The 16125-nt window shown below is 76.5% G+C and carries 11 protein-coding genes; 3 read left to right on the forward strand and 8 right to left on the reverse strand.

The window, feature by feature from the left end:
• The coding region (locus tag ACRYR8_RS10995) for a PDDEXK-like endonuclease domain-containing protein (protein WP_432484533.1) at positions 1–2206 on the reverse strand (2206 nt) is incomplete at its 3' end.
• A gap of 202 nt (positions 2207–2408) precedes the next feature.
• On the opposite strand from ACRYR8_RS10995, the gene ACRYR8_RS11000 reads away from it, so the two are divergent.
• A complete protein-coding gene (locus ACRYR8_RS11000; RefSeq protein ID WP_432484535.1) occupies positions 2409–3383 on the forward strand; it encodes an alpha/beta fold hydrolase in 975 nt (324 codons plus the stop codon).
• Between the two features lie 654 nt (positions 3384–4037).
• Here the strand turns inward: ACRYR8_RS11000 and ACRYR8_RS11005 are convergent.
• From ACRYR8_RS11005 to ACRYR8_RS11015, 3 genes are all read right to left on the reverse strand, one after another.
• Positions 4038–5252, reverse strand: coding sequence for an FAD-dependent oxidoreductase (locus ACRYR8_RS11005; protein ID WP_432484537.1), 1215 nt, complete (start codon positions 5250–5252; stop codon positions 4038–4040).
• Between the two features lie 3 nt (positions 5253–5255).
• Positions 5256–5960, reverse strand: coding sequence for a class I SAM-dependent methyltransferase (locus ACRYR8_RS11010; RefSeq protein ID WP_432484539.1), 705 nt, complete (start codon positions 5958–5960; stop codon positions 5256–5258).
• Between the two features lie 89 nt (positions 5961–6049).
• The gene (locus ACRYR8_RS11015) at positions 6050–6607 is read right to left on the reverse strand and encodes an NAD(P)H-dependent oxidoreductase (protein ID WP_432484541.1); all 558 of its coding nucleotides are present in this window, start codon (positions 6605–6607) and stop codon (positions 6050–6052) included.
• Positions 6608–6780: 173 nt separating this feature from the next.
• Here ACRYR8_RS11015 and ACRYR8_RS11020 point away from each other — a divergent pair, with 173 nt between their 5' ends.
• Positions 6781–7416 (forward strand): TetR/AcrR family transcriptional regulator, encoded by a 636-nt coding sequence (locus ACRYR8_RS11020; RefSeq protein WP_432484543.1) that lies wholly within the window; start codon positions 6781–6783, stop codon positions 7414–7416.
• A gap of 65 nt (positions 7417–7481) precedes the next feature.
• Here ACRYR8_RS11020 and ACRYR8_RS11025 read toward each other — a convergent pair whose 3' ends face one another.
• From ACRYR8_RS11025 to ACRYR8_RS11035, 3 genes are read right to left on the reverse strand one after another with little or no spacing between them, the layout of a single operon-like run.
• Entirely contained in the window at positions 7482–7871 is a 390-nt protein-coding gene (locus tag ACRYR8_RS11025; protein WP_432484545.1) for an ATP-binding protein, read from the reverse strand.
• Positions 7872–7928: 57 nt separating this feature from the next.
• Positions 7929–8819, reverse strand: a complete 891-nt coding sequence (locus ACRYR8_RS11030) for an HDOD domain-containing protein (protein WP_432484547.1) — start codon at positions 8817–8819, stop codon at positions 7929–7931.
• Complete coding sequence (locus ACRYR8_RS11035) at positions 8816–11083, reverse strand: putative bifunctional diguanylate cyclase/phosphodiesterase (protein WP_432484549.1); 2268 nt, start codon at positions 11081–11083, stop codon at positions 8816–8818. The genes ACRYR8_RS11030 and ACRYR8_RS11035 overlap by 4 nt, the downstream gene beginning before the upstream one ends.
• 211 nt (positions 11084–11294) lie before the next feature.
• Between ACRYR8_RS11035 and ACRYR8_RS11040 the strand changes: the two genes are divergently transcribed.
• Positions 11295–13184: a LamG-like jellyroll fold domain-containing protein gene (locus tag ACRYR8_RS11040; protein ID WP_432484551.1), complete on the forward strand. Its 1890-nt coding sequence runs from the start codon at positions 11295–11297 to the stop codon at positions 13182–13184.
• A gap of 75 nt (positions 13185–13259) precedes the next feature.
• Here the strand turns inward: ACRYR8_RS11040 and ACRYR8_RS11045 are convergent, their stop codons facing one another.
• The gene (locus ACRYR8_RS11045; protein ID WP_432484553.1) at positions 13260–16106 is read right to left on the reverse strand and encodes an aconitate hydratase; all 2847 of its coding nucleotides are present in this window, start codon (positions 16104–16106) and stop codon (positions 13260–13262) included.
• Positions 16107–16125: the final 19 nt, after the last annotated feature.

Below are 16125 nucleotides of genomic sequence, written 5' to 3' on the forward strand. Positions count from 1 at the left end.
CCTCTTCTCGAGCGGCGCGCTCGGCCTCTTCTCGAGCGGCGCGCTCGGCCTCTTCTCGAGCGGCGCGCTCGGCCTCTTCTCGAGCGGCGCGCTCGGCCTCTTCTCGAGCGGCGCGCTCGGCCTCTTCTCGAGCGGCGCGCTCGGCCTCTTCCCCGATCCGCCGCAGCGACTCGACGACGCGCTCCACCTCGCGGCCCGGGTCGCGGAACCACGCCGCGCTCCACACGCGGTGCACGCTCAGCCCGGAACGCTCCAGCTGACCCGGCCGTGCGACGTGGCGGTCGCCGACCGTCGGCAGCGCCAGGTACGCAGCACCGTCCAGCTCCACGGCCAGCGGCGCACCCCCCGCGGGCGGGGCCACCAGCAGGTCCACGGGGTGGCCGGCGACGAGCTCGCCGGCCGTCACGGACAGGTCCGCGGCGCGCAGGGCCCCGGCGACGGCGTCGCGCACAGCGGTGGTCGGCGCGTGCTCGGGCACCTCGGGCCAGCGCAGCTCGTGCGCGGGGAGCAGTGCCGCGAGCGCGCTCCAGGCGGAGCCGTCGGCGGGGCCGGTGCCCTCGGCGGTACCGACGACGACGAGCTGCCGGGCACGGCCCGCCAGCACCAGCACGTCCTCGGCGGGGCGCCGGTGCGCCCCGCCGACGACGAGGACGTCGAACTCCGCGTCGCCGGGCACCTCCGCGGGCCCGTGGGCGACGAGGCAGCGGGGTGCGGGACCGTGCGCGGCCAGGGCGGCGCGCAGTCGCTGGGCGGTGGTGCGGGAGGCGCGCTCGTCCAGCGCACGGAACTCCGCGGCGAGCCCGCCGGGGCGGCCGGCGACGGCGTCGAGAGCGTCGAGGGCGACGTCCGCGAGCGCCCGCAGCCACGCCGCGCGCACCAGGCGGGACACCTCCTCCTCCCCGGCCCCGGCGGGGACGGCGGCAGCGAGGTCCTGCAGACCCTGCGCGGACAGGCGAAGCTGCCGGCGGCGGTGCAGGAGCGCCGCGCGCGCCTGCTCCGCGCGGGCGGCGAGGTCGCTGAGCTGTGCGAGCTCCACCTCGGCGGTGTCCTGCGGCAGCGGGGACAGCGCGGCCGGGTTCGCGGCGAGCAGGCGGCGCACGGTGTCGAGCTGCTGGGCGAGCTGCGCCCGCCCGCGCCACGCCCGCGGCGGGCCGGAGGCGTGCTCGGCCCACGAGCCGCGCAGGGCCCGCAGTTCCTCGACGTCTCGCAGGCCGAAGGTCCCGTCGTGGCGCAGGGCGGCCAGGCGCTTGACCTCCCGGCGGCGGGTGCGCTCCTCGGCGCTGAGGAACGAGCGCTGCTGCTGGGTCAGGACGGCCCGCGCCTGGTCGAGGTCGGCGGTGAGGGCGAGGGGCAGGTAGGTGCGTTCGGCGGCTTCGACGCGCCCCAGCAGGTCCACGGCCCGCTCGGCGTCGCCCAGGGTGCGCAGCGGCTGCCAGGACACCTCGGACCGCAACCGGTCGGTGAGGCCGGGCAGGTCGGCGAGCGCCGCGGGCAGCGGGTCCAGCTCGGCCAGCAGGCGGTCGGCCTCCTCGGGGGAGTCGACGGCGCCGGGGTCCCCGTCGGGCACGGGGGCCGTGGAGCCGTGCAGGAGCTCGGCGACCTCGGCGCGGCGCTGCTGGTCCCAGGTGGCCGCGGCGGGCAGCAGCGGTGGGTGCACGTGCGCCGTGCGCAGCTCGACGAGCTCGGCGAGCACCTCGAAGGCCGTGGGGCCGCCGTCGGCGGGGCGGGCGTGCAACGTCCCGGCGTAGCGGTCCAGCAGCGCCCGCAACTGCTCGCGGCGGGTCTCGTCGACGGGCTGCGCCCCACCGGCCTGCGCTCCACCCGGCTGCGTGCCGCCGGTGGGCGAGTCCTCGCCCTCGAGGAGGCTCTCGAGCCCTTCCCGGGCCAGGTCGGCGCGCACGGCGGTGGAGGTGGCGCGGTCCGTCAGGTGCAGGGCCCGCCGGCCGTCGGCGGCCAGGGCCGCCAGCAGCGCGGCGGTGAACGTGCCGCCGCCGGTGGGGTCGTCCACGAGGAGGGGCGCGCCGGTGAGGGCGACGGCGAGCGCGCGGCGGTGCGGGGACGGCAGCCCGGGCAGCGCGGGCGGCTGCGCCTGCGGCTCGTCGGCGGGCGCGGGCGGGCGCTCGCGCAGCGACCGCGCCGCGCCCGCGTCCCCGGCCAGGGCGGCCAGGAGGTCGGCGTGCAGCTCGTGTCGTCGCTCGGTGCTCACGGGGGCAACGTACCGACCCGGCCGCCCCGGGCCCGCGCCGTGGGCGTCCCCACCGCAGCAGGACGGGGTCGACGCCGACGCGCGCGAACGGGTCGGTGGGCGGCGCGTCGACCTCCACGACGGGCCGGCCGAGCGGCGTGGACCGAGCGGCTGGACACGGCTCGTCCACCACCGCGTCCCGGAGCGGCGCGATGAGCCCCGGGTGCACCGCAGAATCACCGCCCACGACGTGCCCTCCGGGCTGACCGTCCGCATCGACCGCCTCCAGCACCGCGGCGCGTGGTTGCGGACGTGGACCACGTGGGTGGCGGCGACCGACGACGTGCTCCCGGACCACCGTGACGACGTCGTCCTCGTGCACGGGCTGGGGGTGTCCGCGGAGCACTTCCAGCGACCGGCCGTCGAGCTCGCCCGGACGGGCACCGTCCACCTCGTCGAACTCCCGGGGTTCGCCGGTGTCCCCCACCCCGACTCCCCGCTGAGCACGGAGGAGGTGGGCGCCCCGGTCGCGTCCTGGACCCGTTCGGCGGGGCTGACCCGCGTCCTGCTGGTGGGTCACTCGACGGGGGCCCGGGTCGCCACGGAGGCCGCCCTGCAGGACCCGGGGGCCGTGGCGCACCTGGCGCTCACCGGCCCACCGGTGAACCTGGACGAGCGCCGGGTCCCCCGGCAGGCGGTGCGCCTGCTGCAGAGCGCGGTGTTCGAGCGGCCCGCGGTGCGCGTCGTGTCGTTGCAGGGTTACGCGCGGTGCGGCTGGCGGTGGTCCCGGAACGTGCTGCCCTCGGTGCTCCGCTACCCGATCGAGGACAGGGTCGGGCTCGTCGACGTCCCCGTGCTCGTCCTGCGTGGCGGGCGCGACGCCGTGGCTCCGGAGCGCTGGACGAGGATGCCCGCCGCGCGAGCGCGGCGCGGTCCGTGGGCAGAGCCGGCGCCGCCCACTCCGTGGTGCTCGACCACGCCGCGGAGGTGCAGGAACACCTCGCCGAACTCGTCGCGCTGTGACGGGCGGTCTCCGGCTGCTGCTGCGCGCCGGGGACTACGCGTGGATCGTCGCGGCCCAGCTGCGCGCGTTCACCGCTGCACCGGACCCCGCCCGTTGGCTCAGCGGCACCGCGACGCCGGTGGTGCTGGTCCCGGGCGTCCGGGAGACCTGGCCGGTGCTGCGCGAGCTGGGTGACGCCCTGCACGAGGCGGGCCACCCCGTCCACACGGTGCCTGCGCTCGGGACGAACTCCGCCGACCTGGACGGATCGGCGCGGCTCGTGCGCGATCGGCTGCTGGAGCTCGACCTGGAGCGCGTCGTCCTCGTGGCGCACTCCAAGGGTGCGCTCATCGCCAAGTCCGCCTTCGCGCTGCCCGAAGTGGACTCCCGCGTCGTGGGGCTCGTCACGATCGCCACCCCCTTCGCCGGTTCGACGTGCGCGAGGTGGTTCCCGGCCCGCGCGGTCCGGCGGCTGTCCCCGCGTGACCCGGTGATGCGGGAACTGGCCGCGGACGTGCGCTCCCACCCGCGCATCCTCGCGCTGCGCCCGAGGTTCGACCCGCACGTCCCCCGCGCGGCCGGCGCCCCGGCCCTGGCCGGGGCGGTGGAGGTCGAGCTTCCGCTGGACGGGCACTTCCTCCCGCTGGGGACCCCGTGCTGCACGACGCCGTCGTGCGGGCCGTCCGGGGTTTCAGCGACGGAGCGTCCGGGCCGCACGTGCACGTGCAGGAGTGGGGTGGGCAGGTGGGGGACGGGCCGGCGGGTCGACCAGACGCCACCGGCGCCGGGCACCGGCGTCCCGCGGGCGCCGCGGTGGACCCGCGGGGGCGTCGCGTCCAGCGCGGGGGCTCACGCCCAGCGCATGGAGAACTCGCCGGCCAGCCGGTGGCGCAGGGGTGTGCCCAGCGCCACCCGCACCAGGACCTCGCGGGCGAGCGAGCCCGCCGGGGGCAGCGGCCGGCCCAGTGCGGTGTTGAGCCCGGCGCGGCGGGCCGCGGAACGGGCCGCGCGCACGCGCTCGCGCTCGAACCGGATGGCGGCGGGCACCGTCCGCAGGTCGCCGTCGGTGCACGACCCGCCCCGCAGGACCCGCAGCAGGACCGGGACGAGGGCCTGCGCGTCGAGCCAGCCGAGGGTGATGCCCTGCCCACCGATGGGGCTGAACTCGTGGGCGGCGTCACCGACGAGCACGACGCGGCCGCGCACGAGCTGCCGGGCGAGCCGGCGGCGCACCGAGAAGGCGCTGACCATCGTGCTGGACGCCGGGTCGAGCACCTCACCGGTGCGCTCGGTCACGAGGGCGGCCAGCACGGCCGCGTCGGGTTCGGCCTGCACCGAACCGGTGTGCACGACCCAGCGGCGCACCCCGCCGGGCAGCGGGAAGGACTCCACCACCCCACCGGGTTCCAGGTGGATGGCGGCCGCCCCCGCCCCGGCGTCGCCGGCGACGTCGTCCACGAGGTGGTCGCCCATGAGGTAGGCGTCCGGGCAGGGGCGGGCGAGCACCCCGATGCCGGCCAGGTCGCGCACCCGGCTGCGCGCGCCGTCGGCGCCCACGACGACCCGGGCCCGCCACGTGCGCTCCCCCGCTGCGCCGGGTCCCGCGGTAGTGACGTGCACGAGGCCGCCGCGTTCACGCACGTCGACGACCTCCCGGCCGCGCTGCAGCGCGGCCGGCGCGAGCTCGGCCAGCCGGGTGGCCAGCAGAGCCTCGGTGCGCTGCTGCGGCAGGGTCAGGACGAACGGGGTGCGCGGCCAGGCGCGCTCGAACGTCACCTCCCCCAGGAGGCGACCGCGGCTGCGCGCCTGGCCGCGCCCCACCCGGAAACCCTGGGCGGCGGCCGCCCCGGCCAGACCGAGCTCGTCCAGCGCAGCCAGGGCCGGCGGGTGCAGGCCGATGGCGCGGGAGTGGCGACCGGGGGCGAGGCGGCGCTCCAGCACCACCACGTCCACACCGCGCTGCGCCAGCAGCGCCGCCAGCAGCAGACCGACCGGGCCACCGCCGGCCACGAGGACGTCGCACCGGCGCTCCGCCCGGGCGTCCCCGGGCGCCGCCGTCCGCACCGCTCAGGCCCCGTCGGCGTCGTGCCGCAGGAGGTTGCGGCCCGGCCAGGGCCGTTCCACGCGCCACCCGGGCGGGGCGGCCGCGTGCAGCTCGGCGCGCGACCAGCTGCGGCGGATGGAGGTCAGCCCGTCCCGGCGGGTGAAGGACCCGGGCGAGAGGGGCAGCGCGCCGGCGGAGAACAGGGCGTAGGCCCACCGGCTGCGCGCGATGTCGCTGTGCAGGGCTCGGCGGCGCGCCAGGGACCGGGAGTCGTCCAGCAGCGCGGCGAACCCCTCGTCGTCGAGGTGGTGCAGCAGGTGGTTGGAGACCACCACGTCGAAGCGGCGCCCCTGCGCGAGGAGGTCGCCGCTGCGGGCGCGCACGAACTCCACGCCGGGCACGGGCGGGCGACCGGTCGCCCAGGCGTGGGCGCGGGGGTCGGGGTCGGTGCCGGTGACGTGCAGGCGGTAGCCGTCGCGGCGTGCCCACCGGGCCAGCGCCCGTGCCAGGTCCCCGCCGCCGCAGCCGACGTCGAGCACGGTGGCCGGGCGGTCGCGGGGCAGGACCGGGCGCAGGTGCCGGCGGTACGTCACCTGCCAGCCGGCGACGACGGCGTTGACGAACCGGAAGCGCGCGTAGGTCCGCTCCAGGGCGGCCGGGTCGCAGCCCGGCGCGTCCATCAGCTCGGTGGCTTCGCGGTCGCGCTCGCGCAGCGGCGGGACGATCACCGCGGACCCCCGCTGCAGCGCTCCACGCCCGCGACGCTAGCCGCCGGGCGGCGCGGCCGCGACCGCCGCGCGCCCGGCCCCGGCGGGTCTCAGGCCGCGGCGGGCTCGGTGGCGCCGACGAGGGCCTGCAGGACGGCGGTCAGCTTCTCGGTGACCTCGCTGTCGTCCTTGGGGTGCAGCTGCGCGAAGCGGACCACGGAACCGGGGATGGCCATGGTGGCCTCGGCCAGCACGTTCGCGCCGGCGATGCCGAACACCTTGCGCGCGTCGTCCTGCGCCCACACGCCGCCGTACTGGCCGAAGGCGCTGCCCACGACCGCCAGCGGCTTGCCGGACAGGGAACTGGCGCCGTAGGGGCGCGAGGCCCAGTCGACGGCGTTCTTCAGCACGGCCGGGATGGTGCCGTTGTGCTCGGGGGTGACGACGAGGACGGCGTCGGCGGCGGCGATCGCCTCGCGCAGCGCGGTGGCGGCGGGCGGGACCGAGCCCTCCACGTCGACGTCCTCGTTGTAGAAGGGCAGGTCGCTCAGACCGTCGTGGACGCGCAGCGAGGCACCCTCGGGCGCCAGCTGCACGGCGGTCTCGGCGATCTGGCGGTTGACGGAGGCGGCACGCAGGCTGCCGACCAGGACCAGGACGTCGGTCACGGGGAGCTCCTCGGGAGGTGGTGGGGACCGCGGGCTCCCCGCGGTCCAGCCGGATCAATGCGGACCGCGGTCCGCTTGTTCCCGGAACTGTAGTGGGCTCCCCCGCGCGGGCGCCACCACCCGGCCCCGCCCGGCCCCGCCCGGCACGGCCGGGCGGGGCCTACCCTCGCCGTGTGACGCGCCCCCTGCCGGTCATCGGCACCGCACCGCCGCCGGTGCGCTCGGACGCCTCCCGCAACCGCGAGGCGCTGCTGTGCGCGGCACGGCGCCTGGTCGAGGAGGTGGGCGTGGCGGGTTTCAGCATGGACTGCCTGGCCGCACGCGCCGGCGTGGGCAAGGGCACGGTGTTCCGCCGGTTCGGCTCGCGCTCCGGGTTGTTCACGGCGCTGCTCGACGAGTTCGAGCGTTCCTTCCAGCATCAGGTCCTCGCCGGGCCGCCACCGCTGGGGCCCGGCGCCGACCCCGTGCAACGGCTGGAGGCGTTCGGGCGGCACCGCCTGCGCTTCCTCGCCGAGCGCGGCGAACTGCTGCGCGCGGCGGAGGCCGACCTGCGCGGGGGCGCCGGCCCGCCGGCGGACTTCGCCCGGATGCACGTGCGGGTCCTGCTGCGCGCCGCCGCAGCGCCCGGCGACCTGGACGTGCTGTCCTTCTACCTGCTGTCGTGCCTGGAGGCGCCGCTGTCGGCGCACCTGGCGGGCGTGCGCAGCCTGGGCGTGGACCGCCTCGGCGACGGCTGGGCCGACCTCGTGCGGCGGGTCGTCCCGCCCGGCGGCCGGGGGCCGCACCCGGGCGGGCCGGCACCCCGCTGAGGGTGGGGCCGGGCGGCCGCAGCGCGGTGCGCGCCCGGGTGCACCGGGCACCGGCCCGGCGAGGGTCAGGACAGCACGAACCAGACGGTCTTGCCGCGGTCGGCCCGCTCCACGCCCCAGCGGTCGGAGAGGATGTCGACCAGGGCCACCCCTCGCCCGCCCTCCGCCTCGGGGGCGGCGTCACGGCGCACCGGCGGGCGGGGGTCACCGTCGGAGACGGACACCTGCAGCCCCGCGGAACCGTCGCAGTGCACGCGCACCCGCACGGGCGGGCCGCCGTGGCGCACCGCGTTGGTCACCAGCTCGGAGACGAGCAGCTGCGCCTCGTCGAGCACGCGGGCGTGGTGGATCGTGCAGTAGGCCTCGGACAGGAAGGTGCGGGCCCGACGCGCCGAGTGCTCGTGATCAGGCAGGGTGATCTCAGCATCGGGGGTCGCCTCGCACACGGGGGCCATCCTGCCCGCCGGGGCCGGGCGGTGCGCGGTGGGGCCCGCCGGCCCGCGCGCGGGAGCTCAGGCCGCCAGCAGGTGCAGCATCTCCGCCGCGACCCGCTGGACGCGCGGGCGCAGGGCGTCCAGCTCCCCGTCGTCGACGCGGCCGCCGCTGAGGTGGCCCGCGGGCCGAGGCGGTCGCACCGGGTCCAGGAGACGCTCGGACAGCTCCACGCCCAGGCGCACGCACACCGCCAGCGGGGACGCCCAGCCGGGGGCGTCCACCTGGGCGAGGGCCGCGGGCAGGTCGTCGGGGAAGGACCACGCGGCCAGCGCCTCGGCCGAGACGCGGGTGTGGCCGGAGCCGTACCGGCGCACCTCGGCCGCCAGCAGGGCCTCGCGGTCGCCGGCACCGGCCAGCAGGGCCGGGTAGTCGACGGGGTCGCAGCGCACCAGCAGCGCCTGGCCCAGCCGCGCCAGCAGGCCCAGGCTGAACGCGTCGGGCGCCTTCACGCCGAGGCGGCCCGCGGCCTCGCCGGCGGCGACCGCCGTGAGGACGCTGCGCTCCCAGAAGCCCTCCAGCGCTTCGGGCACGTCCTCCAGCCCCGCCATCGCGGCCACCGCCAGGCTGCGCACGGTGGAGAAGCCCACGACGGTGACGGCGAACGCCGGCGCGGACACGCGGCCGCTCAGGCCGAAGTAGGCGGAGTTCGCCAGCCGCAGCACCTTCGCGGTCAGCGCCGGGTCGCACCCGAGGGTCTGGCCCAGCGACCGGGCGTCCGAGCGGTGGTCGTCGGCCTGGGCGACGACGCGGGCCGCCACGGGCCGGTGCGCGGGCAGGTCGTCCAGGGCGGCGCTGATGCGGCCCAGCACCCGGACGGCACCGTCGGGCACGACGGAGGTGCCCGGCGGGGCCGCGGCGAGCAGCAGCGGGCGGGGCGGGGCTGCGGGGTGGGGGCGGGAGAGGTTCACGCCGGGACCTGCCTCGGCGCGGGCAGCGCGGGCTGCTGAGGGGCGAGGGTGCCGCCGTCGAGGAGCACCTGCCACAGCTCCTCCCGCGCCATGGGCCGGGCGTAGAGGTAGCCCTGCACCGCCTCGCAGCCGAGCTCGACGAGCACGGCGTTCTGCTCGTGCGTCTCCACGCCCTCGGCGACCACGTCCAGCCCCAGGGTGCGCGCCAGGGACACCACGGCCGCGGCCACGGCCCGCGCGGGCCCGCCGCGCGCGCCACCGGCCGCGTCGTGCCCGCCGCGCAGGCCGCGCACGAAGGAGCGGTCCACCTTCAGGTGGTCCACGGGCAGGTCCACCAGGTACGCCAGCGAGGAGTAGCCGGTGCCGAAGTCGTCGATGGCCACGCGGGCGCCGTCGGACCGCAACTCCTCCAGGACGGCGCGGCAGGCGCGCAGGTCGCTGGCCAGGGCCGTCTCGGTGACCTCCAGGCACACGTCGTCCAGCTGCAGACCGGCGGCGGCGACCGTGCGGCGCACGCCGTCGGCGAAGCCCTCCGCGGACAGGCTCACCGCGGACACGTTGACCGCCACCCGGCGCGGCACGTGCGGCAGGCCCACGGCCGTCGCCTCGGCACGCCAGGCGGCCAGGTCCCGGCAGGCCACGGCGAGGACGTGCGCGTCCAGCAGCGGCACCAGGTTGGCGCGCTCGGCGACCTCGATGAAGGTGGCCGGGTCGATCGGGCCGAGCTCCGGGTGGCGCCAGCGGGCCAGCGCCTCCACCGACAGCAGCTGCGCGGCCGGCCGGGTGGCGGTGCCGGGGCGGACCACCGGCTGGTAGTGCACCTCGATCGCCCCGCGGGCCAGGGCCTCGCGCAGGTCGGCGACCAGGCGCAGGGACCGGCGCGCCCGCCGGCGCACCTCCTCGTCCAGCAGCGCCCAGCGGCCGCCGCCGGCGGCCTTGGCCTCGTGGGTGGCGATGCCGACGTCGCGCACGACCTCCTCGGCGCCGCCGGGCTCACCGGCGAGCAGCACCACGCCGACGCTGGCGCCGACCCGCAGGCGCAGCCCGTTGACCTCCACCGGGGCCACCAGGGCGTCCAGCACCCGCCGGGCCGTGGCCGCCACGGCCGCCTCGTCGGGCAGGTCGTGGCACACCAGCACGAACTCGTCGCCGCCGGGGCGCGAGACGAGGTCGCCGGTGCGCACGGTGCGCACCATCCGTCGCGCGACCTCCACGAGCACCGCGTCGCCGGCCTCGGGGCCCAGCCCGTCGTTGACGGTCTTGAAGTCGTCCAGGTCCACCATGAACACGCCCACGGGCGCGGACGGCGGCAGCGCCGGCCCACCGCCGCCGGGGCAGGCGGCGGGCAGGAGCTCACCCAGGTGCTCCAGCAGCGCCAGGCGGTTCGGCAGCCCGGTCAGCAGGTCGTGCTGCGCCTGGTAGGCCAGCCGGTTCTCCCGCGCACGGCGGTCGGTGACGTCCTCGACGGTGCCGACGAAACCGGCGCCGTAGCCGGGGGTGCGGCTGGGCGCCAGGCGCACCGTCACCCAGCGGACCTGGCCGACGGCGGTGCGCAGGCGGGTGTCGAAGGTGACGCGCTCACCGGCCAGGACGTCGGCGACGGCCTGCGCGACGCGGCCGCGCTCGTCGTCGAGGACGTGCGCGAGCCAGCCGGTGCCGCACAGCTCCTGCGCCGGCACCCCCAGCAGGGCCGCGAAGGCGTCGTTGACACGGGACAGGCGCGCGCCCACGTCGGAGACGAGGGTGGGCGCCGGGGAGTCCTGGGCGAGGGTGGCGAAGCGCTCCTCGGCCGCGCGCAGCACCGCGCGGGAGCGCTCGTCGTCGGGGCTGACCAGCTGGAGCACCCAGTGGTCCTCGGCGGCCAGCGCCACGTCGACGCACAGGCGCTCGGAGACCGCGCCGAACCCGCTGACCCGTTCGGGCACCGGCCAGGCGGCGACCTCCGCGGCGCGCACCTCCCCGGAGGCGGTGACGGCCTCGGCGGTGAAGCGGGTGCAGCGCTCGCGCACCAGGGCGCCGGGGGCGTCGGCGCCGCGCAGCACCCGGCCCACGGCCAGGTCCACCAGGTCGGCCGTCGCCACGCCCAGCAGGGCCGCGAGGGTGGCGTTGGCCCAGCGCACGCGGGGCCGTTCCGGCGCCTCCGGCGGGCGGGGGCGGGAGACGACGAGGACGGGCTGCTCACCGGCGGCGGCCAGGTGCAGCAGCGCAGCGGCGACCCCCGGGGCGACGTCCTCGCCCTGGCTGCGCCACGCCTCGTCGAACACTGCACGCCCCGTCCTCGACAGCGGCACCCGCGCGGTGCCGCACCAGCACTCCCATCGGCACGCGGAGCACCGGAGTTGATCCTCCGGGCGCACCCGTCCGGGTGAGGGCCGCGACACTGCGCACGCACCGGCTCAGAGGGTTCACCGGGCACCTCCGCGCCGTTCACCCGGCGGTGGGACCACCGGCACCCGGGAGGGCTGGGCTGGCGGCGTGACCCCCGACCTGTCGCGGCGCGCGCTGCTGGCCACCGGCCTCGCCGTCCCCGCCGCCACCGCCGTCCCCGCCGTCCCCGCGAGCGCCGCTGCGGCCCCGGCGACGGGCGCTGCGCCGGGCACCGCCCGCCACGGCTTCGACCCGGAGTCGCCGCGCTTCACGCTCGCGGTGCTGCCGGACACGCAGTACCTGTTCGACGCCGACAGCGCCGACCCCGAACCGCTCGCGGCGAGCCTGGCGTGGCTGCGTGAGCACCGGGCGAGCGAGAACATCGCGTTCCTGGTGCACCTGGGCGACGTCACCGAGCACGGCAGCGAGGCCGAGACCGCCCTGGCCGCGCGCGTCTTCGACACCGAACTGCCCGCGGGCCGGCGGGCGCTGCCGTACGGCGTCGTCGCCGGCAACCACGACGTGACGGGCGACGACCAGCGCGGGCCGACGCCGTACCTGCGCCACTTCGGCCCCGACCGGGCCCGCGGCGTGCCCACGCACCGCGGGTCCTCCCCCGACGGGTACTCCTCCCACCACGTGGTGCGCGCCGGCGGCCGGGACTGGCTCGTGCTGATGCTGGACTGGCGCCTCTCGGACGCCGGGCTGGCGTGGGCGGACGGCGTGCTGCGGGAGAACGCGTCGCTGCCGACCGTCGTCGTCTCCCACGAGCTCGTCGAGGCCGGTGCCGGCGACGGCGCCGCGCAGCCGTCGGAGTACGGCCGCCTGCTGTGGGAGGAGCTCGTGCGCGGGCACGACCAGGTCTTCCTCACCCTCAACGGCCACTTCTGGCCGGTGGGGCGCACCGTCCTGACCAACGACGCCGGGAACGCGGTGCACGCCCACCTGGCGAACTACCAGGACCAGTACTACGGCGGGGCCGGCACCCTGCGGCTGTACCGCTTCGACCTGGCCCGCGGCGTGGTGGACGTGGAGACGTCCTCCCCGTGGCTGCGCGCGGTGCCGGCCGGTGACCGCACCCCCCTGCAGCAGGAGAACGTCGAGCGCAGCGGGGACGCGGACCGCTTCTCCTTCCCGCTGGACCCGGCCGCGCGCTTCGCCTCCTTCGCCCCGCCCGCAGCCCCGGCCCCGCGCCCGGCCCGGGCGGTGGTCGGGCCGGACACGGCCGCCTACTGGCGCTTCGACGCCCTGCCGGGTGCCGCGGAGGGCGCGGTCGTGGCCGCGGGGACCGTCGTGGCCGACCTGTCCGGCAACGGCAACGACCTCACCGCGCGGCTCATCGGCGCCGGGACCGCCGGAGCGCTGACGTGGTCCGCCGAGCACCACGAGGGCCAGCCCGCCCACGCCAGCCTGCGGTTCGACGGCCGCAGGGACCCCGACGGCGGGGCCGTCCTGGAGACCGGGCCGGACGCACCGCTGAACTCCGAGAAGTTCCTGTCGGGGTTCACCATCGAGGTGTTCCTCAAGCTGCCCGACCCGTTCACCGGCGACCACGCGTGGATGGGCGTGCTCAGCTGGGAGGGGAACAACGGCGACGCCGGCAGGACGAGCGGTTACACGACCGAGGAACCGACGTGCAGCCTCAACGTCAGCCCGGAACGGTTCCTGCAGTTCGTGCTCTACCCGGCGACCGAGGACGTCAACCCGACGTCGTGGACGCACGCCCTGACCCCCGGGCGCTGGCGGCACGTGGCGATCGTCAACGACGGCCACCGCACGGTCGTCCACGTCGACGGATCGCGGACCGTCCGCAACCCGGCCCAGCGGGCCACCGGCATCGCCACGCTCGGCAAGCCGTTCGCGCTGGGCGCCACCCAGTCGGACGAGGTGTTCGGGCAAGGCTTCCACGGCTGGATCGGCGACGTGCGCATCAGCACCCGGGCCCTGGCGGTGGAGGAGTTCCTCAGCGCACCGGTCACGGGGACCGGCCGGGCCTGACCGGCCGGTCCCCGTGCGCGCCGGAGGGCGGCCACCCCACCGGGGTGACCGCCCTCCTCCGTCGCGCCGCGGACGTCAGGCGTTCGTCAGCGAGCGCAGCACGTACTGCAGGATGCCGCCGTTGCGGTAGTAGTCCGCCTCGCCGGGGGTGTCGATGCGGACGACCGCATCGAACTCCACGGTGGAGCCGTCCTCCTTGGTCGCCGTCACCTTCACGGTGCGCGGCGTGCGGCCCTCGTTGAGCTCGGTCAGGCCGGCGACGTCGAACGTCTCGGTGCCGTCCAGGCCGAGGGAGCCGGCGCTCTCACCGGCGGGGAACTGCAGCGGCACGACGCCCATGCCGATGAGGTTCGAGCGGTGGATGCGCTCGAAGCTCTCGGTGATGACGGCCTTGACGCCCAGCAGCGCGGTGCCCTTCGCGGCCCAGTCGCGAGAGGACCCGGAGCCGTACTCCTTGCCGCCCAGCACGACGAGCGGGGTGCCCTGCGCGGCGTAGTTCTGGGCCGCGTCGTAGATGCTCGCCTGCTCGCCGCCGCGGGTGAAGTCGCGGGTGTAACCACCCGAGACACCGTCCAGCAGCAGGTTCTTCAGCCGGATGTTGGCGAAGGTGCCGCGGATCATCACCTCGTGGTTGCCGCGGCGCGAGCCGTAGGAGTTGAAGTCCTTGCGCTCCACGCCGTGCTCGGACAGGTACGTCCCCGCCGGGCTGTCGGGTTTGATGGAACCGGCCGGGGAGATGTGGTCGGTGGTCACCGAGTCGCCCAGCAGGGCCAGGACCCGTGCGCCGGAGATGTCGGTCACCGGGGACGGCTCCGCCTGCATGCCCTCGAAGTACGGGGGCTTGCGCACGTAGGTGGACTCCGGGTCCCACGCGAAGGTGTCGCCCTCGGGCGTGGGCAGGCCCCGCCAGCGCTCGTCACCGGCGAAGACGTCGGCGTAGTCCTTGACGAACATGTCCTTGCTGATGGCCTCGCCGATGACCCGCTCCACCTCGGCGGCGTCGGGCCAGATGTCGCGCAGGAAGACGTCCCGGCCGGACTCGTCCTGGCCGATCGGGTCGCTCTCGACGTCCCAGTCCATCGTGCCGGCGATCGCGTAGGCGATGACCAGCGGCGGGGAGGCGAGGTAGTTCATCTTGACGTCCGGGTTGATCCGGCCCTCGAAGTTGCGGTTGCCCGAGAGCACCGCGGTCACCGCGAGGTCGTTCTCCTGCACCGCGGCCGAGACGGGCTCGGGCAGCGGGCCGGAGTTGCCGATGCAGGTGACGCAGCCGTAGCCGACCAGGTGGAAGCCGAGCTTCTCCAGGTAGGGGGTCAGGCCGGCCTTCTCGTAGTAGTCGGTGACGACCTTCGAGCCCGGCGCCAGCGACGTCTTCACCCAGGGCTTGGCCGTCAGGCCCTTCTCCACGGCGTTCTTCGCCAGCAGCGCCGCCGCGATCATCACCGAGGGGTTGGAGGTGTTGGTGCAGGAGGTGATCGAGGCGATGGCGACGGCGCCGTGGTCGATCTCGGTCTCGGTGCCGTCGTCCATCGTCACCGCGACCCGCCGGGAGGGGCGCCCGTCGGCGTGCCCGGGGCTGTGCGGGGCGTCGCTGGCGTCTCCGCCGGAGGCTGCCGGCGGGTCGGAGGCGGGGAAGCTCTCCGCGCTGGCCTCGTCCTGCGTGGCGGTCGCGGTGTCGTCGATCGTGCTGCTCATCGCGGACGAGGGCGCGTCGCCGGGCACCTCGTCGGTGACGTAGTCGCCCAGGGCGGCGCGGAACGCCTCCTTGGCGCTGGTCAGCGCGATGCGGTCCTGCGGGCGCTTGGGCCCGGCGATGCTCGGCACCACGGTGGACAGGTCCAGCTCGAGGTACTCGGAGTACTTCGCCTCGCGGGAGGGGTCGTGCCAGAGGCCCTGCTCCTTGGTGTAGGCCTCGACGAGCGCGACCTGCTCCTCGCTGCGGCCGGTCAGGCGCAGGTAGTCCAGCGTGACGTCGTCGATCGGGAAGATCGCCGCGGTGGAGCCGAACTCCGGGCTCATGTTGCCGATGGTGGCGCGGTTGGCCAGCGGCACGGCCCCCACGCCCTCGCCGTAGAACTCCACGAACTTGCCGACGACACCGTGCTCGCGCAGCATCTGGGTGATGGTCAGCACGACGTCGGTGGCGGTGGCGCCGGCGGGGATGGACCCGGTCAGCTTGAAGCCCACCACGCGCGGGATGAGCATGGACACCGGCTGGCCCAGCATGGCCGCCTCGGCCTCGATGCCGCCCACGCCCCAGCCCAGCACGCCCAGGCCGTTGACCATCGTGGTGTGCGAGTCGGTGCCCACCAGGGTGTCGGGGTAGGCCTGCAGCTCGCCGTCCACCTCGCGCGGGAAGACCACGCGCGCCAGGTGCTCGATGTTCACCTGGTGCACGATGCCGGTGCCCGGGGGGACGACCTTGAAGTCGTCGAAGGCGGTCTGGCCCCAGCGCAGGAACTGGTAGCGCTCGCGGTTGCGGCCGTACTCGATCTCGACGTTGCGCTCGAAGGCGTCGGGGCGGCCGAAGACGTCGGCGATGACGGAGTGGTCGATGACCAGTTCGGCCGGGGCCAGCGGGTTGATCTTCGTCGGGTCGCCGCCGAGCTCGGCGACGGCCTCGCGCATGGTGGCGAGGTCGACGACGCAGGGCACGCCCGTGAAGTCCTGCATGATCACGCGGGCGGGGGTGAACTGGATCTCGGTGTCCGGCTCGGCGTCCGGGTCCCAGCCGGCCAGGGCACGGACGTGGTCGGCGGTGGTGTTGGCACCGTCCTCGGTGCGCAGCAGGTTCTCCAGCAGCACCTTCAGGCTGTACGGCAGCTTCTCGGCGCCCTCGACCGCCGCGAGCCGGAAGATCGTGTACTCCGTGCCGGCTGATGTTAGGGTAGCCTTGGCTTGGAAGCTGTTCTGGCTGCTCACCGTGAGCTCCTCACTCGTC

Origin of the sequence: Kineococcus esterisolvens (assembly GCF_050871405.1) — a bacterium.
Lineage (GTDB): Bacteria > Actinomycetota > Actinomycetes > Actinomycetales > Kineococcaceae > Kineococcus.